Genomic DNA, 19,836 nt, shown 5'->3' with positions numbered 1-19,836 from the left:
CTTCATGTCTGTAGTGATCGACCAACCGGTAGCCGACTTCGAAGCCCAGGCCACCAGCGGGCAAACCTTCAGCCTCGCCGGGCTCAAGGGCAAGCAAGTGGTGATCTACTTCTACCCGAAAGACAGCACCCCGGGCTGCACCACTGAAGGCCAGGGCTTCCGTGACCAGCATGCTGCGTTCAAGGCGGCCAACACCGAGGTGTTTGGCGTGTCCCGGGACAGCGTGAAGTCCCACGAGAACTTCAAGGCCAAGCAGGAATTCCCCTTTGAGCTGATCAGCGACAAGGACGAAGCGGTTTGCCAGCTGTTTGATGTGATCAAGCTGAAGAAGCTGTATGGCAAGGAATACCTGGGTGTTGATCGCAGCACCTTCCTGATCGACAAGAATGGCGTACTGCGCCAGGAATGGCGCGGTGTGAAAGTGCCAGGCCATGTGGATGCAGTGCTCGAAGCGGCACAGGCGCTGAACCAGGCTTGATTCACCTGCTGGCTTTGAAATAGCTATCGCAGCCAAGCCAGCTCCCACCTGTGATCATTGTTCGACAGGACAACTCAGTCAATGTGGGAGCCGGGCTTGCCCGCGATGAGGCCCTGCACCGGCACCACAAATATCAGAGTAACGGCGCCACCACCGGCTCCTGCCGAGGCCAGGCATCCAGCACCGCCTTGAACAGCGTCGCCAGGGGAATCGCAAAGAATACCCCCCAGAAGCCCCACAACCCGCCAAACAACAACACCGCACAGATGATCGCCACCGGATGCAGGTTCACCGCCTCGGAGAACAGCAGCGGCACCAGCACGTTGCCGTCCAGCACCTGGATGATGCCGTACACCGCCATCAGGTAGATGAACTGATCACTCCAGCCCCACTGGAACAGCGCGATCAACATCACCGGCACCGTCACCACCACCGCGCCAACGTATGGCACCACCACCGAAACACCCACCAGCAGCGCCAACAGGGCAGCGTAGTTAAGCCCCAGCGCGACAAAACCGATGTAAGTGACGCCACCGCAGATAAAAATCTCGATAACCTTGCCGCGGATGTAGTTGGCAATCTGCCGGTTCATTTCCTCGGCGACCCGGGTAATCAGCGCACGCTCACGGGGCAGATAGCCACGCACCCAGCGACCGATCATCTCGCGGTCCTTGAGGAAGAAAAACACCAGGATCGGCACCAGTACCAGGTAGATCATGATGTTGACCAGCAGCGGCAAGCTCGAAAGGGAAAAGGTCAGCGCCCACTGTCCGAACTTTCCGATTTCGCCGCGAGCCACCTCAATGGCCTGCAGGACCTGCTCGTCCGACACCAGGTGCGGATAGCGCTCAGGCAACAGCAGCAGCAATGACTGCCACTTGGCGAGCATGCCCGGTAGCTCATTGAACAAGGTGATCAACTGGTGCCACAGCAAAGGCACCACGATCACGATAAATACCAGCAACAGCCCCATGAACAAGGCAAATACCAGGCCCACCGCTGCCCCACCCGGCAAGCGCAGACGCTCCAGGATGGAGACCAGGCCTTGCATCAGGTACGCCAGCACCATCCCCGCCAGTACCGGCGCCAGCATGCCGCCCAAAGTGAGCACGGCCGTAAAGGCAAGAAACAGCAGGACGGCCAGCACCACGGCTTCTTCGTCGGAGAAGTAGCGCTGAATCCAGTCACGTAACACTTTGAACATCAATAAACCTCAGGCGATAAGGACAGCATATTCAAGCGATTCAGGCCTTGCGCAACCAGTAACGATAGACGCCCGCTTCGTCTTCTTCATGCAGCAGGGTGTGGCCGGCCAGCTTGGCAAACGTACGAAAGTCCCGCTGGGAGCCAGCGTCCGTGGCGATCACCTTGAGCACCGCGCCGCTGGCCAGCCGATTGAGCTCCAGCTTGGCCTTGAGCAAGGGCAGCGGGCAGTTAAGGCCACTGGCATCCAGTTCGGCATCGAAGGCTACAGCGTCGGTCATGGTCTAACTCCGGGTGGGCGTCGAGGGCGCTTAGAATATCTGGTCCGAAGCTCAGTGTCCGGCTACAGTAAGCTCTTTGTCGAAAGGCTTTGTGCATGACTTTTTTGCGCCCTACCCTGCTGACGCTGGCTTGCCTGCTTGCCTCTCCAGGCTTCGCCGACGACCTGCCGTCACTTGGCGACGCCAGTTCTGCCATTGTCTCGCCAAAACAGGAATACGATCTGGGTCGGGCATGGCTGGCCTACCTGCGTGGCCAGGTCTCGCAACTCAACGACCCTCAGCTCAAGGATTACGTCGAATCCAGCGTTTATAAGCTGGTGGAAACCAGCCAGGTCAATGACCGGCGCCTGGAATTCATTCTGATCAACAGCCCGCAGTTGAACGCCTTTGCCGCACCGGGCGGCATCGTCGGGGTCAACGGCGGCCTGTTCCTCAACGCCCAGACCGAAGGCGAATATGCCTCGGTACTGGCCCACGAACTGGCTCACTTGTCCCAGCGTCACTTCGCACGAGGCGTGGAAGCACAGCAGCGCATGCAGATCCCGATGATGGCTGCGCTGCTCGGCGGCATCATCGCTGCCGCCGCTGGCGCAGGCGATGCGGGCATTGCCGCGATCGCCGGCAGCCAGGCCGCCGCGATCCAGGAGCAACGGCGCTTTTCCCGGCAAAACGAGCAAGAGGCTGACCGCATCGGCATTCTCAACCTGGAGAAAGCCGGCTACGACCCACGGTCCATGCCAACCATGTTCGAGCGCTTGATGCGCCAGTACCGTTTCGATGCCAAGCCGCCTGAATTCCTGCTGACTCACCCGGTAACCGAATCGCGGATCGCCGACACCCGCAACCGTGCGGAGCAAGCCAAGCTGGGTGGCATTGAGGACAGCCTGCGCTATCAACTGATCCGTGCTCGAGTGCAACTGTATTACGAAGACACCCCGGGGCTGGCCGCCAAACGTTTCCAGGCCCAGCTGGATGAAAATCCGAAGAACGATATCGCGCGTTATGGCCTCGCCATCGCTCAGATCAAGGGTGCCCAGTTCAACCTGGCCCGGGAAAACCTCAAGCCGCTGCTGGCCAAGGCGCCCAACGACATCACCTACAACCTGGCGCAGATCGAGCTGGACATGACCAACAATCGCCTGCCGGATGCCCAGCAGCGTACGGACCGAATGTTGACGCAATATCCAGGCAACTATCCGCTGAACCAGGTTCGTGTGGATCTGCTGCTCAAGCAGAACCGCAACGCTGACGCGGAAAAAGCCCTGGAAGGATTGTTGAAGTCTCGCCCGGACGATCCGGACGTCTGGTACCAGGTTGCGGAAACCCGTGGCTTGTCGGGCAATATCATCGGCCTGCATCAGGCCCGGGCCGAGTACTTCGCGCTGGTGGGAGATTTCAAGCAGGCCATCCAGCAATTGGATTTCGCCAAGCGTCGCGCCGGCAGCAACTTCCCGCTTTCGTCACGTATCGACGCACGCCAGCGTGAACTGATCGACCAGGAACGCATGGTCAAAGACATGATGGGCTAAACCTTTCAGCCACAAAAAAGCCCCGCTCTCGAACATCGAGAGCGGGGCTTTTTATTGGACTAGCGGATTACTCGGCCAGTTTGAAGGTAATGAAGCTGGCACGCCCCTGACGCAGGACGCGCATCGACACCGAACGGTTCTTCGGCAGCGCCTTGGCGATGTCGGTGAACTCTTTGGTGGAGTTGATAGCCTGGTTGTTCAGGTGGGTGATGACATCACCTGGTTGCAGGCCGATCAGGGAGGCAGGACCGTCCTGGACTTCCTTGATCACTACACCGCTCTTGAGGTCGAAGCTCTTTTTCTGTTCGTCGGTCAACTCGACTACAGCAATGCCCAGGCGATTGCTGCTGCGCTCGGCACCTGGCTTGCTGTTGCCCAGCGCATCCAGCGCCGCGCCTTCTTCCGGGATCGCACCGACGGTCAGTTCGACGTTCTGGCGCTTGCCGTCACGAATCACTTCCAGCTTGGCCTTGCTGCCGGCCTTGAGCGCGCCCACCAGGTGTGGCAAGTCCGCAGACATGACGATCGGCTGGCCGTTCATGCTCAGGATCACGTCACCGACTTGCAGGCCACCTTTGGCAGCAGGGCCATCGTCCTGGATCTGCGCGACCAGGGCACCGGCCGGCTTGTCGAGACCGAAGGATTCAGCCAGGTCCTTGTTCACTTCCTGGATCACCACGCCCAGCCAGCCGCGGCTGACTTTGCCACCAGTTTTCAGCTGGTTCGAAACGTCCATGGCCACATCGATCGGAATCGCGAACGAAACGCCCATGAAACCACCGGAGCGGGTGTAGATCTGCGAGTTGATGCCAACGACTTCACCCGCCAGGTTGAACAACGGACCGCCGGAGTTGCCCGGGTTGATCGGCACGTCGGTCTGGATGAACGGCACGTAGTTTTCGTTCGGCAGGCTGCGACCGATGGCGCTGACGATACCCTGGGTCACAGTATGGTCAAAACCAAACGGCGAACCGATGGCGACGACCCATTGGCCGGCTTTCAGGTCCTGGGATTTGCCCAGTTTCAGCACCGGCAGGTCCTTGCCTTCGATTTTCAGCAGGGCAACGTCGGAACGTGGGTCGGTGCCCACCAGCTTGGCTTTCAGCTCACTGCGGTCCGCCAGGCGCACCAGGATCTCGTCGGCGTCGGCAATCACGTGGTTGTTGGTAAGGATGTAGCCGTCAGGCGAGATGATGAAGCCCGAGCCCAGGGACTGGGCCTCACGCTGGCCGCCACCACCGCCACGCGGCGTGCGCGGCTGGGGCATGCCGCGTTCGAAGAACTCCCGCAGCATCGGCGGCAGGCCTTCCAGGTCGGGCATCTGCTGGTTGGAGACCTTACGATCCGGCAGCTTCTGCGTAGTACTGATGTTCACCACGGCAGGCGACGCCTGCTCCACCAGTTGGGTGAAGTCAGGCAGCTCGGCCGCTTGCGCGGTAACGGCCTGACCCAGCACCAGCACCGTGGCGACTATGGATAGGTAAGACTTCAAACGTGGTATCGACATACAGCTCCCGTTACGACGAGCAGGGTTGAGCGACAGGGTTCAATAAACGCCGAAAAACTGCGACCGACATTTTTGTTCCGCGAACAAAACAAGGCCAGGGCCGTTAAGCCCTGACCTATAAAAAACATAGGGAATATTAGCAAGTGAAAAAAATGATCCAGACATTTCATGTCTCTCGGCAGAGGCAGGCATCGACTATCTCCTGCGCAACATTGAAATATCAGGATGAACATAGGATTAACAACTCAAGGCTTGGCGGGCACGGTGCCACTGCGTAGTGACAGCGCTATTCGCTCGGCGGTGCCAATCGGGATCTCGCCGACGACGGTCACCATCACCTCGCCTTCCAGGGTATTCAACCGCCGTGAAACGGCGACTGTCGGGCCCAACTGGGTGCGGGTCTCGTTTACGGTCGCACCGTTAAGCGGCTCCAGGAATACCGAAAAACGCGCCAGACCATCGTCATACATCAGACTGCTGACGGTTACCTTGGTGTGGGAGTCTTTATGGGCACTGCTGTTGACCAGCTGAAAGCCTGGTGGCAACCAGTCGAGGCGCCAATCCTGAGGGATCTCGACCTCCGGGGCCTTGGCGTTGGTCACCGCCACCGGCGTGCATTCGCCACTGGGCTGCAAATCACGATCGTCAGGCACCGATGTATTGAGCTGGGTGAACTGGAAACGCTCCAGCAACTGGCCCTGGTCGTTAAGCAACAATGACTTCAATGGCAGCGCAGTTTCACGATCCAGATGCAGCTCAAAACCATAACGGTATTGATCGCGGGGGGTCACGGAAACGATCACCGCATTCCGACCGGCCACGCGCGATTTGCCGATGACGGCAAGATCGTAGAACGCTTTGAGTTTTTGCGGATCAAGGGTACGCGCAGAGGTATTGGGGGAGCCCCCAAGCCCGGCAACCAGCGTGCCGCTCACGCATTGGGTACGGCCATCGACGCGCAGGACTTCCTGGGCAGAACCATCGAGCTGCAAAAGCCGCTCACGGACCTGACCATTCTGGACACGATGCCAGATGTCATGGGTAGAAAAACTACCGTTACGCTCGTAGATGAAGGTGCCCTGAAAGCTTTGCTGCTGCTCCGCCCGCCCAAGACGCGTCAGCCAGTCTTGGGCTTCATCGGCATGGACGGGGACTGCAAACCAGCCACTGAGCAAAAGCGCAAGGAGCGGTATGGCGCGCATAAAGCTCCTTGGCGGACTAGCGGTTTTCCAGGCTTGCAGCGCGGGCGTAAGGCAGAGCGCTTTCAGTGCCTTTCAAAGCCGATTCCTGTGCGTGTTGGCGCAGGTAGCCTGGAAGACGCTGATCCTGCCAGCCGGATTGCCCTTGAAGTACACCGTTGGCCATAGGCCCGGTGGTATCGGAGCTTTCCTTGTAGCCGGCCAGTACGGCTGGACCCTTGACCTGCGGGCCGGCCATGACCGGTTGCTGGGTCTGCTGGGCCAGTTCGGCACCGGCGATTTCGTCCTGGTTGTACAGGCGAACACCTGCCAATACAGCGACGGTCACCGAAGCAGCGACTGCCAGACGGCCCAGGCTACGCCAAGGACCGCGAGCAGCTTTTGCCGGAACGGCTTCATCAGCCAGTGCAGCAGAAACGGCCGCAGCAATATCCAGACGAGGGATTAGAAGATCCTTGTGCATCACCGCCCGAGCGACTTGGTAACGAGACCAGGTATCACGGGTTTCGGCATCATCAAATGCATTAAGCACTCGACGAAGTTCCAGTTCATCCGCTTCGTTATCCATCACTGCGGACAGCGATTCCTGCAGGGCATCACGACTCATGGCGGTTCCTCTCTTGGCTGTCGCCGCTGTCTCAGTTTTCCTGCAACAACGGCTGCAGGGCTTTATCGATGGCTTCCCGAGCCCGGAAGATCCGGGAGCGTACGGTACCCACCGGACATTGCATGACGCTCGCAATGTCTTCGTAACTCAGACCATCGAATTCACGTAAAGTTAACGCCGTACGCAAATCTTCTGGCAGTTGTTGAATAGTGCGATGGACGGTTCCTTCGATCTCGTCGCGCAGCAATGCACGCTCCGGCGACTCGAGATCCTTGAGGCCGTGATCACCATCATAAAATTCAGCATCTTCCGAACTAACATCACTATCCGGCGGGCGGCGACCGCGAGAAACCAGATAGTTCTTCGCCGTGTTAATGGCGATGCGATACAGCCACGTGTAAAACGCACTGTCACCGCGGAAATTACCGAGTGCACGGTACGCCTTGATAAAGGCTTCCTGTGCAACGTCCTGCGCTTCATGGGTGTCGTGCACAAACCGCACGATCAACCCGAGAATTTTGTGCTGGTATTTCAGCACTAGCAGATCAAATGCCCGCTTGTCGCCGCGTTGAACGCGCTCGACCAGCTGCTGATCCTCTTCCTGGGTTAGCATGAACACTCCTCGTTGTACTTGAAGGAGGCTTGCATAACTAATCGATCAGGCTTGCAAACATAGACTCGGACTTTTCGCAAAAGTTCTCCCCCTCCAAGCAAGTTTCCGGCGCGCACTGATTTGGCACACACGAAAAACGCAGCGCGGGCAATGCCGGCTGCGCGAATAATCTGTCGCCAGTTTCCTGACGCGCCTGACACAGACGCGGCTCAGCAAATCCAGCGTGTTCCCAGCTTTCGGGCATCCTGCTATTGAGTCGGGGCCTATGCAAAAAGTTCCCATCCCAATCGCTGTCCGTTTCATGAAAGCCGTGCAGTTCGTTGCCCGTAGTCTCACAATGCCACGAATGCCCGGCTATTGTGCCGCTCCCCCCCTCTATATACTAGTGGGCCGTGTCACCCTTTGATTCGCCGATCCAGGCGTCCTGTTTGCGCCCCCCTACGGATCGCTTTTTGCGGAATCCTTCAAATGAGCCAACAGTTTCAACACGATGTCCTGGTGATTGGCAGCGGCGCTGCGGGCTTGAGCCTTGCACTGACCCTGCCGGGCCACCTGCGCATAGCCGTACTGAGCAAGGGCGACCTCGCCAATGGCTCGACGTTCTGGGCCCAGGGCGGTGTCGCCGCGGTGCTCGATGACACCGACACGGTGCAATCCCACGTCGAAGACACCCTGAATGCCGGCGGCGGCCTGTGCAATGAAGAAGCGGTGCGCTTCACCGTCGAGCATAGCCGCGAAGCCATCCAGTGGCTGATCGACCAGGGCGTGCCCTTCACCCGCGACGAACATTCCGGCACCGACGACGGCGGCTTCGAGTTCCACCTGACCCGCGAAGGCGGCCACAGCCATCGGCGGATCATCCATGCCGCCGACGCCACCGGCGCCGCGATCTTCAAGACCCTGCTCGCCCAGGCCCGGCAACGCCCCAATATCGAACTGCTGGAACAGCGGGTCGCCGTCGACCTGATCACCGAAAAGCGCCTTGGCCTGCCGGGCGAACGCTGCCTCGGCGCCTACGTGCTCAACCGGGCCAGCGGCGAAGTCGACACCTACGGCGCGCGCTTCACCATTCTCGCCTCGGGCGGCGCAGCGAAGGTCTACCTCTATACCAGCAACCCCGACGGCGCCTGCGGTGACGGCATTGCCATGGCCTGGCGTTCGGGCTGCCGGGTGGCGAACCTGGAATTCAACCAGTTCCACCCCACTTGCCTGTATCACCCGCAGGCCAAGAGCTTCCTGATCACCGAAGCCCTGCGCGGCGAAGGCGCACACCTGAAGCTGCCCAACGGCGAACGTTTCATGCAGCGCTTCGACCCACGAGCAGAACTGGCCCCGCGGGACATCGTCGCCCGGGCCATTGACCATGAAATGAAGCGCCTGGGCATCGACTGCGTCTACCTGGACATCAGCCACAAGCCCGAAGCCTTCATCAAGACCCATTTCCCGACGGTCTACGAGCGCTGCCTGGCGTTCAATATCGACATCACCAAGGGCCCGATCCCGGTCGTCCCGGCGGCGCACTACACCTGCGGCGGCGTGATGGTCGACCAGAACGGTCGCACCGACGTGCCCGGCCTGTACGCCATTGGCGAAACCAGCTTCACCGGCCTGCACGGCGCCAACCGCATGGCCAGCAATTCGTTGCTGGAGTGTTTCGTGTACGCCCGCTCCGCCGCCGCCGACATCCTTGAACAGCTGCCGCGCATCCCGGTGCCGGCCGCCCTGCCCCGCTGGGACGCCAGCCAGGTGACCGATTCGGACGAAGACGTGATCATCGCCCACAACTGGGACGAGTTGCGGCGCTTCATGTGGGACTACGTGGGCATCGTGCGCACCAACAAGCGCCTGGCGCGGGCGCAGCACCGGGTTCGACTGTTGCTGGATGAGATCGACGAGTTCTACAGCAACTATAAAGTCAGCCGCGACCTGATCGAGCTGCGCAACCTGGCCCAGGTGGCGGAACTGATGATCCGCTCGGCCATGGAGCGCAAGGAAAGCCGGGGATTGCATTACACCCTCGACTACCCGCAAATGCTGCCCGAAGCACGCGACACTATTCTGGTGCCAACCACCTACGGCGGCTGAACTTCAAGCGCACCCGCAGGCGCCGATGCACATCGGTAGCCTGCGAATCCCGTGGCACGCAGATCGAACGCACCCGCCAGTCACCCTGCACCCGAAAGCACAGCACCACGATCAACGGCAACGCCAGGCTGTCGGGGCGCAGTTGCACGCTGTGCCAGCCACGCGCGGCGCTCCACAACTGCCAGCCATCCTCGTCGCGACGCAGGCCACGGATCGACGAACGGTGAGTCAGCAGGATATGACGCGGCAATACCCAACCGGCATGGGCCAGGCACAACAAGGCGCCAAAGGCTCCGAACCACGGGGACACATCGAGAAACCACAGCGCACCCAGTGCGAACGCCTGGGCGAAAAGATAAGCCGCCAGCAGCTGCCCGGAGGCGTGCCAGCGGCATTCGAACGTATTACTTGGGCTGGACACGATCCAGAATCATCCGAACCATGCGCTGCAGCTCCGGGTCTTCCGATTCGGCGCGTTCCATGAACCAGCCGAACATGTCCTGATCCTCGCATTCCAGCAGCTTGCGGTAGCAGTCGCGGTCGACGTCGTTGAGGTGCGGATAGACCTCCCTGACGAACGGTACCAGCAACACGTCCAGTTCAAGCATGCCGCGGCGGCTGTGCCAGTAGAGGCGATTGAGTTCTACATCTTCGACCATGGAGCGCTCCTCAAATAGAGCGCAAGTATACAGGCCGAAGCTGCCTGGAACAGTCGGCTTTGGTCGGCCATACGGAAACTATCCATTTGCCGGGCGCCCCTCTATGATGCACTCATGACTTTTTAACCTGCGATGACCCATGGCTGACTCTGCTTTTTTCTGCCCCCTGTCCCACGAAGGCGTTCTCGCCGTCCGCGGTTCCGACGCTGCCAAGTTCCTCCAGGGACAACTGACCTGCAACCTTAACTACCTGAGTGACACCCAGGCCAGCCTGGGCGCGCGCTGCACCCAGAAAGGGCGCATGCAGTCGAGCTTCCGCATCCTGCTGCAAGGCGATGGCGTGTTGCTGGCCATGGCCACCGAACTGCTGGAGCCACAACTGGCGGACCTGAAAAAGTACGCCGTGTTCTCCAAATCCAAACTCACCGACGAAAGCGCTGCCTGGGCGCGTTTCGGTGTGTCGGATGCCGATCAGGTACTGGCCGGCCTCGGCCTCCAACTACCCGCCGAGACCGACAGCGTGGTGCGCAGCGACGACCTGATCGCCATCCGCGTATCGCCGGGCCGTGCCGAACTCTGGGCCCCCGCCGCCCAAGCTCAAACCCTGCACAGCCAACTCGCCGCACAATTGAACGAAGGTGAACTGAACCAATGGCTGCTGGGCCAGATCCGTGCCGGTATCGGCCAGGTCATGCCCCAGACCCGCGAACTGTTCATCCCGCAGATGCTCAACCTGCAAGCCGTCGGCGGCGTCAGCTTCAAGAAAGGCTGCTACACCGGCCAGGAAATCGTCGCGCGCATGCAGTATTTGGGCAAACTCAAGCGTCGCCTGTATCGCCTGAGCCTGAATGCCGGCGAGCTGCCTGAGCCCGGCACCCCACTGTTCTCCCCGAATCACAATAGTGCCATCGGCGAGGTGGTGATTGCCGCCCGTGCCGATCAGGCGATTGAACTTCTAGCGGTGCTGCAAGCCGAAGCAGCAGAGAGTGGCGATGTGCATGTAGGCACGCTGGAAGGCCCCGGCCTTCAGCTGCTCGACCTGCCCTACCAGCTGGACCGTGATCGCGAGATCCAGCGCTGATCGTCGTACCTTTTTGCTACACCCTAGAGATCTTGAATGAACAAGCTGGCGGAAAAAGTCCAACAGGCGTTGGTTGTGGCCATCGATAACGATGACCTGGTTCTGCCAACGCTGCCGGAAGTGGCCCTGAACATTCGCCAGGCCGCCGAAGACCCGGACATCAGCATCAGCCATCTGAGCAAAGTGATCGGCCGCGACACCGCCTTGTCGGCGCGGCTGATCAAAGTGGTCAACAGCCCCCTGTTGCGCGCGACCCAGGAAGTCACCGACCTGCACACCGCCATCACCCGCCTGGGCACCAACTACAGCAGCAACCTGGCGATCGGCCTGGTGATGGAACAGATCTTCCACGCCCGTTCCGAGGTGGTCGAACAGAAGATGCGCGATGTCTGGCGGCGCAGCCTGGAAGTGGCCGGCGTGAGCTATGCGTTGTGCCGCAACCACAGCCAGTTGAAGCCTGACCAGGCGGCGCTGGGTGGGCTGGTGCACCAGATTGGCGTGCTACCGATCCTGACCTTCGCCGAAGATCACTATGAACTGCTGTCCGATCCGGTCAGCCTCGATCACGTGATTGAAAGCATCCACCCGTTGCTGGGGGACAAGCTGCTGCGGCGCTGGGACTTCCCGGAAATGCTGGTGAACCTGCCGGCGCAGTACATGAACCTTGAGCGCGACTCCGAGCGCCTGGACTATATCGACCTGGTGCAGGTCGCCGTGTTGTATTGCCACCGCGACACTGACCACCCGCTGGCCAGCGTGCCGATATTGACGGTACCTGCGATCAAGAAGCTGCGACTCGACCCCTACAGCGACACCTTGCGCGCCGAGCTGGATGAAGCACGGTCGATGTTCTACTGATTACCCCGCGATAAAACTGACCCGCACTTTCAAACCCGCCAACTCTCCGTCATGCAAGCTGATCTGCGCCAGATGTGCCCGGCAGATCTCGCCAACAATCGCCAACCCCAAGCCCGCCCCCAAGCCCTGCTGGCTGCGCCGATAGAAGCGCTCGAACACTCGGTCCCGCTCATCCAGCGGGATGCCCGGGCCGTCATCTTCCACCTCAAGTACCGCCGGCGCCGTGACCCGCAGGATCACGTTGCCGCCCGGGGGTGTGTGGGCCAGGGCGTTGTCCACCAGGTTGCTCAACAACTCGTTCAACAAGGTGGGCTCGCCCCGCAGCCACACCGGTTCATCCGCCTCCAGCGCCAGGGCCACGCCACGCGCATGGGCCAGCGGCGCCATGGCCATGCCCAGCTCGCGAGCCAACTGGCTCAGGTCCAGCAACTGGGCCCCGCCTTCGGCAATCGCCCGGGCGCCGTTTTCGATGCGCGCCAGCGAGAGCAATTGATTGGCCAGGTGAGTCAGGCGATCAGTACCCTGGGCTGCGGTTTCCAGGGTGGTGCGCCAAGTAGCCGGGTCTTCGGCGCGCAGGCCAAGCTCCAAGCGTGCCTTGAGCGCTGCCAACGGAGTGCGCAGCTCATGGGCGGCATCGGCAATAAACTGTGCCTGGCGCTCGAACTGCCCGCGCAGGCGTTCGGTGAAATGGTTGAGCGCATGTACCAGCGGGCCCAATTCATGCTGCACTTCCACCAGCGGCAATGGCCGCAGGTCATCGGGCTGACGCTCTTCCACGGCCGTGCGCAAGCGCTCCAACGGCCGCAGCGCCGCACTCACGGCAAAGAACACCAACAACAATGCACCGATGGCCAGCATCCCCAGGCGCAGCAAGGTATCGGCCATCAGGCTGCGCGCCATCGCCACCCGCGCCTCGTCGGTTTCGGCCACGCGGATTTCCGCCATGCCGTTCATGTTCGGTTCGGAGACTGCCTTGAGCAGGCTGACCACTCTCACGTTCTGGCCCTGATACCTGGCGTTATAAAAGCGCGCCAGCGCCGGATAGTCATCGGTGCGTGGAGTTCCCGGCGGCGGGCCCGGCAGGTTTTCGTAGCCGGAAATCAGCTTCTGGTGAATATCGTTGACCTGGTAGTAGATCCGCCCGGCGCTGTCGTAGGCGAACGTATCCAGGGCGACGTAGGGCACATCGGCACTCAAGGTGCCGTCGCGGTGGGACAGGCCGGCCGCAATGGTCCGCGCCGAGGCCAACAGCGTGCGGTCGTAAGCCGTGTCCGCCGCCTCGCGCCCATTCCAGTAAGCGCTCAAGCCGCTGGCAATCATCAACACCACCAGCAACAGCGCCAGGTTCCACAGCAGGCGCCAGCGCAGGCTGCTGGGCTTATGCATCGCGGGCTTCCAGCAGGTACCCCAGGCCACGGAAGGTGACGATGGCCACAGGCTGGCCATCGAGTTTCTTGCGCAGGCGGTGCACGTAGATTTCGATGGCATCGGGGCTGGCCTCTTCATCCAGGCCAAACACCTGGGAGGCCAGTTGCTCCTTGCTCATGACCCGGCCCGGGCGCGCGATCAGTGCTTCAAGCACCGCCTGCTCGCGGGAGGTCAACGTCAGCAATTCGCCGCCCAGGGTGAAGCGCCGCGTGTCCAGGTCGTAAATCAGCACGCCACACGCCTGTTGCCGCTCACCGCCCAGCACGCTACGGCGCAGCAGCGCCTTGACCCGGGCCTCCAGCTCCGTCAGTTCGAACGGCTTGGCCAGGTAGTCATCCGCCCCCAGGTTGAGGCCATGCACGCGGTCCTTCACATCACTGCGTGCGGTCAACATCAACACCGGCAGATTTTTCCCACGGGCCCGCAGGCGCGCCAATACTTCGAAACCGTCCATTCGCGGCAGGCCCACATCGAGAATCGCCACCGCGTATTCCTCGCTGCTCAAGGCCAGGTCCGCCGCCACTCCGTCGTGCAACACGTCGACGGTCAAACCCGTGCTCTTGAGCGCCTGGGCGACACTTTCGGCTAGCTGCAGATGGTCTTCGACCAGAAGGACACGCATGGGTTTTTACCTCGTTCGGGGGTGGTCGGCGCCACGCTTTGCCGGGGAGTTTACAGGCGCGGCCTGCGCTGTGAAGCCCGAAAACATTGAAAGGCGACTGAAAGGTTAGTGAAAGCTTCGCCCTTTAGCATCCAGCCACGGTGGGTTTCGCCTGCCGAGCTATTTCACCCATAGCGCCCGAAAAACGCCTCGAAGCGTTTTCGCCAAAATAAGAACAATAACGGAGTACACCCACGATGCTGCGCACACAGCCGCCTGCTCGTTCTTCTCGTATCACCCAGACCGCCCTTGCCAGTGCCGCCGCCCTCGCCGGCTTTTCGCCCGCAGGCCAGGCCGCCTTTTTCGAGGACAGCACCGCCACCCTCGAAACCCGCAACATGTACTTCAACCGCGACTTTCGCGACGGCACCAGCGCACAACAATCCAAGCGCGACGAGTGGGCCCAGGGCTTCATGCTCAACCTGCAGTCGGGCTATACCGACGGTACCGTCGGCTTCGGCGTGGATGCGCTGGGCATGCTCGGGGTCAAGCTCGACTCCAGCCCCGACCGCACCGGCACCGGGCTGTTGCCGACCCACGACGACGGCCGCGCCGCCAACGAATATTCCAAACTCGGCCTGACCGGCAAAGTGAAGATCTCCGCCACCGAGCTGAAGATCGGCGCGCTGATCCCCGAATTGCCGATCCTCAAGCCCAACGACGGGCGCATCCTGCCGCAGACGTTTGAAGGCGGCCTGCTCAGTTCCAGGGAATTCAAGAACCTGGTGTTCACCGGCGGCCGCCTGAACAAGGCCAAGGACCGCGACGACACCAACTACGAAGACATCGGCCTCAACAACAAGAACAGCCGCTTCCTCAGCGGCGCCACCGGCAAGCATTTCGACTTCGGCGGCGTGGACTACAAGTTCGCCGACAAGATCACCGGCAGCTACCACTTCGCCCAACTCGACGACGTGTACCGCCAGCATTTCCTCGGCCTCGTGGCCTCGCGCCCGATGGGCCCCGGCACCTTCGGCGCCGACCTGCGCCTGGCCGTCAGTGACGACACCGGCGCGGCGCGCGGCGGCAAGATCGACAACACCTCCCTCAACGGCCTCTTCAGCTATGCCCTCAATGGCCATAAGCTCAGCGCCGGTTACCAGCACATGTCCGGCGACAGCGCCTTTCCCTACGTGGACGGTAGCGATCCTTACCTTGTCAACTTCGTGCAGATCAACGACTTTGCCGGCGCCGAAGAACGCTCCTGGCAGGCTCGCTACGACTACGACTTCGCCAAGCTGGGGATTCCCGGCCTGAGTTTCATGAGCCGTTACCTGTCGGGTGACAACATCAAGCTCAAGAACGGCGAGACCGGCAAGGAGTGGGAACGCAACAGCGAGATCCGCTACGTGGTGCAAAGCGGCACGTTCAAGGACGTGGCCGTGCGTCTGCGCAATGCCACCTACCGTTCCAACTATTCGGCCCGTGATGCGGATGAAGTGCGCCTGCTGGTGAGCTACAGCGTCGCACTCTGGTAACAGCAACCTCATAACAACAATGATGGAGATGAACATGACCCTTTCACTGCGTAAATTTGCCCTGACGGCCAGCTGCATGCTGTTCGCCAGCCAACTGCTGGCCGCCGAGCCCAAGCGCCCGGAGTGCATCGCCCCGGCGTCCCCTGGCGGTGGTTTCGACCTGACCTGCAAACTGGCGCAGAGCGCGCTGGTCAACGAGAAACTGTTGAGCAAGCCGATGCGCGTTACCTACATGCCCGGCGGCGTGGGCGCGGTGGCCTACAACGCCGTCGTGGCGCAGCGTCCGGCCGACGCTGGCACGCTGGTGGCGTGGTCCAGCGGCTCGCTGTTGAACCTGGCCCAGGGCAAATTTGGCCGCTTCGATGAAAGCGCCGTGCGCTGGCTCGCGGCCGTCGGCACCAGCTACGGTGCCATCGCGGTGAAAAACGATTCGCCCTACAAAAACCTCGACGATCTGGTCAAGGCCCTGAAGAAAGATCCGGGCAGCGTGGTCATCGGTTCCGGCGGCACCGTCGGCAGCCAGGACTGGATGCAAACCGCCCTGATCGCCAAGGCCGCCGGCATCAACCCGCGTGACCTGCGCTACGTGGCACTGGAAGGCGGCGGCGAGATCGCCACCGCCCTGCTAGGCGGCCATATCCAGGTAGGCAGTACCGACATCTCCGACTCCATGCCGCACATCCTCAGTGGTGACATGCGCCTGCTGGCGGTGTTCTCCGACGAACGCCTGGACGAGCCGGAAATGAAGAACATCCCGACCGCCAAGGAACAAGGCTACGACATCGTCTGGCCGGTGGTGCGTGGCTTCTACCTCGGGCCAAAAGTCAGCGACGAAGACTATGCCTGGTGGAAAGACGCCTTCGACAAACTGCTGGCTTCCGAAGAGTTCGCCAAGCTGCGTGACCAGCGCGAGCTGTTCCCGTTCGCCATGACCGGCCCGGAGCTGGACACCTACGTGAAGAAACAGGTGGCTGACTACAAAGTGCTGGCCAAAGAGTTCGGCCTGATCCAGTAATCGCCCCTCTGTGGGAGCGGGCTTGCTCGCGAAAAACTTCAACGATGACGCGTGCTGCCTGTATAAACGCGACGTCCTGGCGTTCTTCGTGAGCAAGCTCGCGCCTACAAGAGTCTCCAAGGAGTTTCCCATGCTCTTACAACGCATTTTCGCCTCAGTGATGTTGCTGGTCTGTGCCGGCCTCGCACTGATGGCCTGGCCATATCAGGCGTCGTTTTCCTACGAGCCGGTAGGGCCTCGGGCCTACCCGCTGCTGATGCTCGGGCTGATGGGCCTGGGCCTGATCTACATGCTGTTTCGTCCACAGCCCACCAAGCACACAGAAGAAGAGCCCGCGCTGGACCGCCAGACCCTGATCAAGATCGGCATCTGCGTCGGGTTGCTGCTGGTGTTTGCCGGCACCTTCGAACCCTTGGGTTTCATCCTCAGCAGCATGCTGATCGGCATTCCGATGGCGCGCCTGTATGGCGGCCGCTGGATGCCCAGCGTGGTGATCGTGACCTTGATGAGCATCGGTCTTTACCTGCTGTTCGACAAGGCCATGGATGTACCGCTGCCGCTCGGCCTGCTTGAAGTTCTGGAGAACTGATATGGATACGTTCAGCTATTTGGGCCAGGGCTTCGGCGTTGCACTGACCCCTTACAACCTGATCACCGCACTGTGCGGCACCTTGATCGGCACCGTGGTCGGCCTGTTGCCGGGCCTTGGGCCGATCAACGGCGTAGCGCTGTTGATCCCCATCGCATTTGCCCTGGGGCTGCCGCCTGAGTCGGCCTTGATCCTGTTGGCGGCCGTGTACCTGGGCTGCGAATACGGCGGGCGCATCAGCTCGATCCTGTTGAACATCCCGGGTGAAGCTTCCACCGTGATGACCACCCTCGACGGCTACCCGATGGCTCGCAAAGGCCTGGCGGGCGTGGCGTTGTCGCTGTCGGCGTGGAGTTCGTTCATCGGTGCGTTTATCGCCACCTGCGGCATGGTGCTGTTCGCCCCGCTGCTGGCCAAATGGGCGATTGCCTTCGGCCCGGCGGAATATTTCGTACTGATGGTGTTTGCCATCGTCTGCCTGGGCGGCATGGCCGGTGACAAGCCGCTGAAGACCTTTGTCGCGGCATTGATCGGCCTGTTTCTGTCAGCAGTGGGTATCGATGCCAACAGCGGCGTATACCGCTTCACCGGCGATAACATCCACCTGACCGACGGCATCCAGTTCGTGGTGCTTGTATTGGGCCTGTTCTCCATCAGCGAGATCCTGTTGCTGCTGGAAAAAACCCACCGTGGCCAGGAAGCCGTGAAAGCCACCGGACGCATGATGTTCAACCTGAAGGAAGCTTCCGCGGTATTCGTCGTGAATATTCGCTGCGGCCTGCTGGGTTTCATCATGGGTGTATTGCCGGGCGCGGGTGCCACACTGGCCTCGGCCGTGGCCTACATGACCGAAAAACGCCTGGCCGGTGCCAGCGGTAAATTCGGCCAGGGCGACATGCGCGGCCTCGCGGCTCCGGAAACCGCGATCGGCGCTTCCGCCTGCGGCGCCCTGGTGCCGATGCTGACCCTCGGCGTACCCGGCTCGGGCACCACGGCGGTGATGATCGGCGCCCTGTCGCTGTACAACATCACCCCCGGCCCGCTGCTGTTCCAACAGCAACCGGACATCGTCTGGGGCCTGATCGCCTCGTTGTTTATCGCCAACATCATGCTGGTGATCCTCAACATCCCGATGATCCGCATCTTCACCCGCATCCTTGCCGTGCCGAACTGGGCACTGGTGCCGGTGATCGCCATCATCACTGCGATCGGTGTGTACGCGGTTCACGCCACCACCTTCGACCTGTTCCTGATGGTCGGCATCGGCATCTTCGGCTACATCCTGCGCAAGCTGGATTTCCCGCTCTCGCCGGTGCTGCTGGGCTTTATCCTCGGCGGGTTGATGGAGCAGAACCTGCGTCGTGCGCTGTCGATTTCCAACGGCGAATTGCAGATCCTCTGGTCGAGCCCGATCACCTTCGGCGTGTGGGTACTGACGGCCTTGATGCTGTTGTTCCCGCTCCTGCGCATCTGGCGCAAGCGTTCCCTGCAGCGTCGTGCCGTGGCCGATGTCTGAGGCCACGTTCAGAAACTGGTGGGCAACACCGCTGGTCGGTCTGCTGGGCGGGTATCTCGCCAGCCAGATCGGCTGGCCACTGCCGTACATGGTCGGCTCGTTGCTGGCGATCATCCTGGTGCGCTGCCTGACACCCTGGCAGCTCGCGGAAATTCCCGGCGGCCGCAAATGCGGCCAATGGGTGGTGGGCATCGGCATCGGCCTGCACTTCACCCCGGTGGTGATCGAGCAGGTGATGAGCCACTTCGGCCTGATCTTCTTCGGCGCGCTGGTCACCAGCCTCTCCAGCATCGTGGGTGTGTGGTTGATGCGCCGCAGCGGTGAAGACCGTGCCACAGCGTTTTTCTCGAGCATGCCGGGTGGGTCGGGGGAGATGGTCAACCTCGGCGCACGCAACGGCGCAGTACTCAGCCGCGTCGCGGCGGGCCAGAGTTTGCGGGTATTGGTGGTGGTGCTCTGTGTGCCGGCGGCGTTCAAGTATTTGCTGGGGGAAGGTGCCCCGCAGTTTCATCCGGCGACGGTGGATTGGACCTGGCTGGCGCTGCTGTTTCCCGTCGGCGCACTGGTGGCCTGGGGCTGGCAGCGCTTGCGTCAGCCAAACCCCTGGCTGTTCGGGCCGCTGCTGGTCAGTGCCGCCGCCAGCATTACCTGGGACTTGCACATCGGGCTGCCCGACGGCGGCAGCCAGATCGGCCAGTGGCTGATCGGCAGCGGCCTGGGCTGCCACTTCAACCGGCAGTTCTTCCGGCGCGCGCCGTTGTTCATGGGACGTACGTTGATCGGTACGGCGTTGACCATGTTGATTGCGACGCTGGCGGCTGTGGGCTTGAGCGCACTCACACATCTGGACCTGCGTTCGCTGACACTGGGCATGATGCCAGGCGGAATTGCGGAAATGAGCCTGACGGCGGAAACCCTGCAATTGTCGGTGCCATTGGTGACGGCGATGCAGGTGATGCGTTTGTTGTTTGTGCTGTTTCTGGCGGAGCCTTTGTTTCGGCACTGGAACCGGCAGCCAGACAAAATCTGAAGCCCAAGAGACGTTCAAT

General features: G+C 61.2%; 20 protein-coding genes. 10 read left to right on the top strand and 10 right to left on the bottom strand.

Going from position 1 to position 19,836, the window contains the following annotated elements:
- The first annotated feature begins 4 nt into the window (after window positions 1-4).
- Window positions 5-478: a peroxiredoxin gene (locus C0058_RS07335; RefSeq protein WP_003211984.1), complete on the top strand. Its 474-nt coding sequence runs from the start codon at window positions 5-7 to the stop codon at window positions 476-478.
- A gap of 133 nt (window positions 479-611) precedes the next feature.
- Here C0058_RS07335 and C0058_RS07330 read toward each other — a convergent pair whose 3' ends face one another.
- Complete coding sequence (locus C0058_RS07330) at window positions 612-1,682, bottom strand: AI-2E family transporter (protein WP_003211986.1); 1,071 nt, start codon at window positions 1,680-1,682, stop codon at window positions 612-614.
- A 40-nt stretch (window positions 1,683-1,722) separates the two neighbouring features.
- The gene (locus C0058_RS07325; RefSeq protein ID WP_003211989.1) at window positions 1,723-1,962 is read right to left on the bottom strand and encodes a sulfurtransferase TusA family protein; all 240 of its coding nucleotides are present in this window, start codon (window positions 1,960-1,962) and stop codon (window positions 1,723-1,725) included.
- A gap of 95 nt (window positions 1,963-2,057) precedes the next feature.
- Here C0058_RS07325 and C0058_RS07320 point away from each other — a divergent pair, with 95 nt between their 5' ends.
- Window positions 2,058-3,491: a M48 family metalloprotease gene (locus C0058_RS07320; protein ID WP_003211991.1), complete on the top strand. Its 1,434-nt coding sequence runs from the start codon at window positions 2,058-2,060 to the stop codon at window positions 3,489-3,491.
- Between the two features lie 67 nt (window positions 3,492-3,558).
- On the opposite strand, the gene C0058_RS07315 is transcribed toward C0058_RS07320, so the two are convergent.
- The 4 genes from C0058_RS07315 to rpoE all read right to left on the bottom strand — a co-directional run bounded on the left by C0058_RS07315 (window position 3,559) and on the right by rpoE (window position 7,417).
- Window positions 3,559-4,998 (bottom strand): DegQ family serine endoprotease, encoded by a 1,440-nt coding sequence (locus C0058_RS07315; RefSeq protein ID WP_003211993.1) that lies wholly within the window; start codon window positions 4,996-4,998, stop codon window positions 3,559-3,561.
- 245 nt (window positions 4,999-5,243) lie between these two features.
- Window positions 5,244-6,200: a MucB/RseB C-terminal domain-containing protein gene (locus tag C0058_RS07310; RefSeq protein ID WP_102368295.1), complete on the bottom strand. Its 957-nt coding sequence runs from the start codon at window positions 6,198-6,200 to the stop codon at window positions 5,244-5,246.
- A gap of 16 nt (window positions 6,201-6,216) precedes the next feature.
- Window positions 6,217-6,804, bottom strand: coding sequence for a sigma-E factor negative regulatory protein (locus C0058_RS07305; protein ID WP_003172479.1), 588 nt, complete (start codon window positions 6,802-6,804; stop codon window positions 6,217-6,219).
- 31 nt (window positions 6,805-6,835) lie between these two features.
- Window positions 6,836-7,417: an RNA polymerase sigma factor RpoE gene (gene rpoE, locus C0058_RS07300; RefSeq protein WP_003172477.1), complete on the bottom strand. Its 582-nt coding sequence runs from the start codon at window positions 7,415-7,417 to the stop codon at window positions 6,836-6,838.
- A gap of 468 nt (window positions 7,418-7,885) precedes the next feature.
- Here rpoE and nadB point away from each other — a divergent pair, with 468 nt between their 5' ends.
- On the top strand, window positions 7,886-9,502 hold the full coding sequence (nadB, locus tag C0058_RS07295) for an L-aspartate oxidase (protein WP_003211997.1): 1,617 nt from the start codon (window positions 7,886-7,888) through the stop codon (window positions 9,500-9,502).
- On the opposite strand, the gene C0058_RS07290 is transcribed toward nadB, so the two are convergent.
- Both C0058_RS07290 and C0058_RS07285 read right to left on the bottom strand, forming a co-directional pair.
- The gene (locus tag C0058_RS07290) at window positions 9,471-9,923 is read right to left on the bottom strand and encodes a protein YgfX (protein WP_102368294.1); all 453 of its coding nucleotides are present in this window, start codon (window positions 9,921-9,923) and stop codon (window positions 9,471-9,473) included. The two genes, nadB and C0058_RS07290, sit on opposite strands and share 32 nt — an antisense overlap.
- Window positions 9,907-10,161, bottom strand: coding sequence for a succinate dehydrogenase assembly factor 2 (locus C0058_RS07285; RefSeq protein ID WP_003212000.1), 255 nt, complete (start codon window positions 10,159-10,161; stop codon window positions 9,907-9,909). The genes C0058_RS07290 and C0058_RS07285 overlap by 17 nt, the downstream gene beginning before the upstream one ends.
- Window positions 10,162-10,300: 139 nt before the next feature.
- Here C0058_RS07285 and C0058_RS07280 point away from each other — a divergent pair, with 139 nt between their 5' ends.
- Together C0058_RS07280 and C0058_RS07275 are read left to right on the top strand one after the other, a co-directional pair.
- Window positions 10,301-11,242, top strand: a complete 942-nt coding sequence (locus C0058_RS07280) for a folate-binding protein YgfZ (protein WP_102368293.1) — start codon at window positions 10,301-10,303, stop codon at window positions 11,240-11,242.
- A 36-nt stretch (window positions 11,243-11,278) separates the two neighbouring features.
- Window positions 11,279-12,100: an HDOD domain-containing protein gene (locus C0058_RS07275; RefSeq protein WP_003212004.1), complete on the top strand. Its 822-nt coding sequence runs from the start codon at window positions 11,279-11,281 to the stop codon at window positions 12,098-12,100.
- Here C0058_RS07275 and C0058_RS07270 read toward each other — a convergent pair whose 3' ends face one another.
- Together C0058_RS07270 and C0058_RS07265 are read right to left on the bottom strand one after the other, a co-directional pair.
- Entirely contained in the window at window positions 12,101-13,486 is a 1,386-nt protein-coding gene (locus tag C0058_RS07270) for a sensor histidine kinase (protein ID WP_003212006.1), read from the bottom strand.
- Window positions 13,479-14,150 carry a response regulator gene (locus tag C0058_RS07265; RefSeq protein ID WP_003212008.1) on the bottom strand — a complete coding sequence of 224 codons (672 nt, stop codon included), beginning with the start codon at window positions 14,148-14,150 and terminating at the stop codon, window positions 13,479-13,481. Before C0058_RS07265 ends, C0058_RS07270 begins: the two co-directional genes overlap by 8 nt.
- Before the next feature lie 236 nt (window positions 14,151-14,386).
- Here C0058_RS07265 and C0058_RS07260 point away from each other — a divergent pair, with 236 nt between their 5' ends.
- The 5 genes from C0058_RS07260 (at window position 14,387) to C0058_RS07240 (ending at window position 19,817) form a co-directional block, all read left to right on the top strand.
- Window positions 14,387-15,667 (top strand): OprD family porin, encoded by a 1,281-nt coding sequence (locus C0058_RS07260; protein WP_008437839.1) that lies wholly within the window; start codon window positions 14,387-14,389, stop codon window positions 15,665-15,667.
- A gap of 28 nt (window positions 15,668-15,695) precedes the next feature.
- Entirely contained in the window at window positions 15,696-16,682 is a 987-nt protein-coding gene (locus C0058_RS07255; protein WP_166742143.1) for a tripartite tricarboxylate transporter substrate binding protein, read from the top strand.
- A 130-nt stretch (window positions 16,683-16,812) separates the two neighbouring features.
- Entirely contained in the window at window positions 16,813-17,271 is a 459-nt protein-coding gene (locus C0058_RS07250; protein ID WP_008437838.1) for a tripartite tricarboxylate transporter TctB family protein, read from the top strand.
- Window position 17,272: 1 nt separating this feature from the next.
- A complete protein-coding gene (locus tag C0058_RS07245; protein ID WP_003212016.1) occupies window positions 17,273-18,787 on the top strand; it encodes a tripartite tricarboxylate transporter permease in 1,515 nt (504 codons plus the stop codon).
- The gene (locus tag C0058_RS07240; protein WP_003212018.1) at window positions 18,780-19,817 is read left to right on the top strand and encodes an AbrB family transcriptional regulator; all 1,038 of its coding nucleotides are present in this window, start codon (window positions 18,780-18,782) and stop codon (window positions 19,815-19,817) included. Before C0058_RS07245 ends, C0058_RS07240 begins: the two co-directional genes overlap by 8 nt.
- The last annotated feature ends 19 nt before the right edge of the window (window positions 19,818-19,836 follow it).

The sequence above is a fragment of the Pseudomonas sp. NC02 genome (genome assembly GCF_002874965.1).
Lineage (GTDB): Bacteria > Pseudomonadota > Gammaproteobacteria > Pseudomonadales > Pseudomonadaceae > Aquipseudomonas.
The sequence above is the reverse complement of the archived record's forward strand: the minus strand, read 5'-3'. Positions and strand labels throughout refer to the sequence as shown.

Excerpts from the sequence above, each read along its gene's own strand:
- C0058_RS07335 (WP_003211984.1), top strand. The coding sequence starts at position 5 with ATGTCTGTAGTGATCGACCAACCGGTAGCCGACTTCGAAGCCCAGGCC.
- C0058_RS07330 (WP_003211986.1), bottom strand. The coding sequence starts at position 1,682 with ATGTTCAAAGTGTTACGTGACTGGATTCAGCGCTACTTCTCCGACGAA.
- C0058_RS07325 (WP_003211989.1), bottom strand. The coding sequence starts at position 1,962 with ATGACCGACGCTGTAGCCTTCGATGCCGAACTGGATGCCAGTGGCCTT.
- C0058_RS07320 (WP_003211991.1), top strand. The coding sequence starts at position 2,058 with ATGACTTTTTTGCGCCCTACCCTGCTGACGCTGGCTTGCCTGCTTGCC.
- C0058_RS07315 (WP_003211993.1), bottom strand. The coding sequence starts at position 4,998 with ATGTCGATACCACGTTTGAAGTCTTACCTATCCATAGTCGCCACGGTG.
- C0058_RS07310 (WP_102368295.1), bottom strand. The coding sequence starts at position 6,200 with ATGCGCGCCATACCGCTCCTTGCGCTTTTGCTCAGTGGCTGGTTTGCA.
- C0058_RS07305 (WP_003172479.1), bottom strand. The coding sequence starts at position 6,804 with ATGAGTCGTGATGCCCTGCAGGAATCGCTGTCCGCAGTGATGGATAAC.
- rpoE (WP_003172477.1), bottom strand. The coding sequence starts at position 7,417 with ATGCTAACCCAGGAAGAGGATCAGCAGCTGGTCGAGCGCGTTCAACGC.
- nadB (WP_003211997.1), top strand. The coding sequence starts at position 7,886 with ATGAGCCAACAGTTTCAACACGATGTCCTGGTGATTGGCAGCGGCGCT.
- C0058_RS07285 (WP_003212000.1), bottom strand. The coding sequence starts at position 10,161 with ATGGTCGAAGATGTAGAACTCAATCGCCTCTACTGGCACAGCCGCCGC.
- C0058_RS07280 (WP_102368293.1), top strand. The coding sequence starts at position 10,301 with ATGGCTGACTCTGCTTTTTTCTGCCCCCTGTCCCACGAAGGCGTTCTC.
- C0058_RS07275 (WP_003212004.1), top strand. The coding sequence starts at position 11,279 with ATGAACAAGCTGGCGGAAAAAGTCCAACAGGCGTTGGTTGTGGCCATC.
- C0058_RS07270 (WP_003212006.1), bottom strand. The coding sequence starts at position 13,486 with ATGCATAAGCCCAGCAGCCTGCGCTGGCGCCTGCTGTGGAACCTGGCG.
- C0058_RS07265 (WP_003212008.1), bottom strand. The coding sequence starts at position 14,150 with ATGCGTGTCCTTCTGGTCGAAGACCATCTGCAGCTAGCCGAAAGTGTC.
- C0058_RS07260 (WP_008437839.1), top strand. The coding sequence starts at position 14,387 with ATGCTGCGCACACAGCCGCCTGCTCGTTCTTCTCGTATCACCCAGACC.
- C0058_RS07255 (WP_166742143.1), top strand. The coding sequence starts at position 15,696 with ATGAACATGACCCTTTCACTGCGTAAATTTGCCCTGACGGCCAGCTGC.
- C0058_RS07250 (WP_008437838.1), top strand. The coding sequence starts at position 16,813 with ATGCTCTTACAACGCATTTTCGCCTCAGTGATGTTGCTGGTCTGTGCC.
- C0058_RS07245 (WP_003212016.1), top strand. The coding sequence starts at position 17,273 with ATGGATACGTTCAGCTATTTGGGCCAGGGCTTCGGCGTTGCACTGACC.
- C0058_RS07240 (WP_003212018.1), top strand. The coding sequence starts at position 18,780 with ATGTCTGAGGCCACGTTCAGAAACTGGTGGGCAACACCGCTGGTCGGT.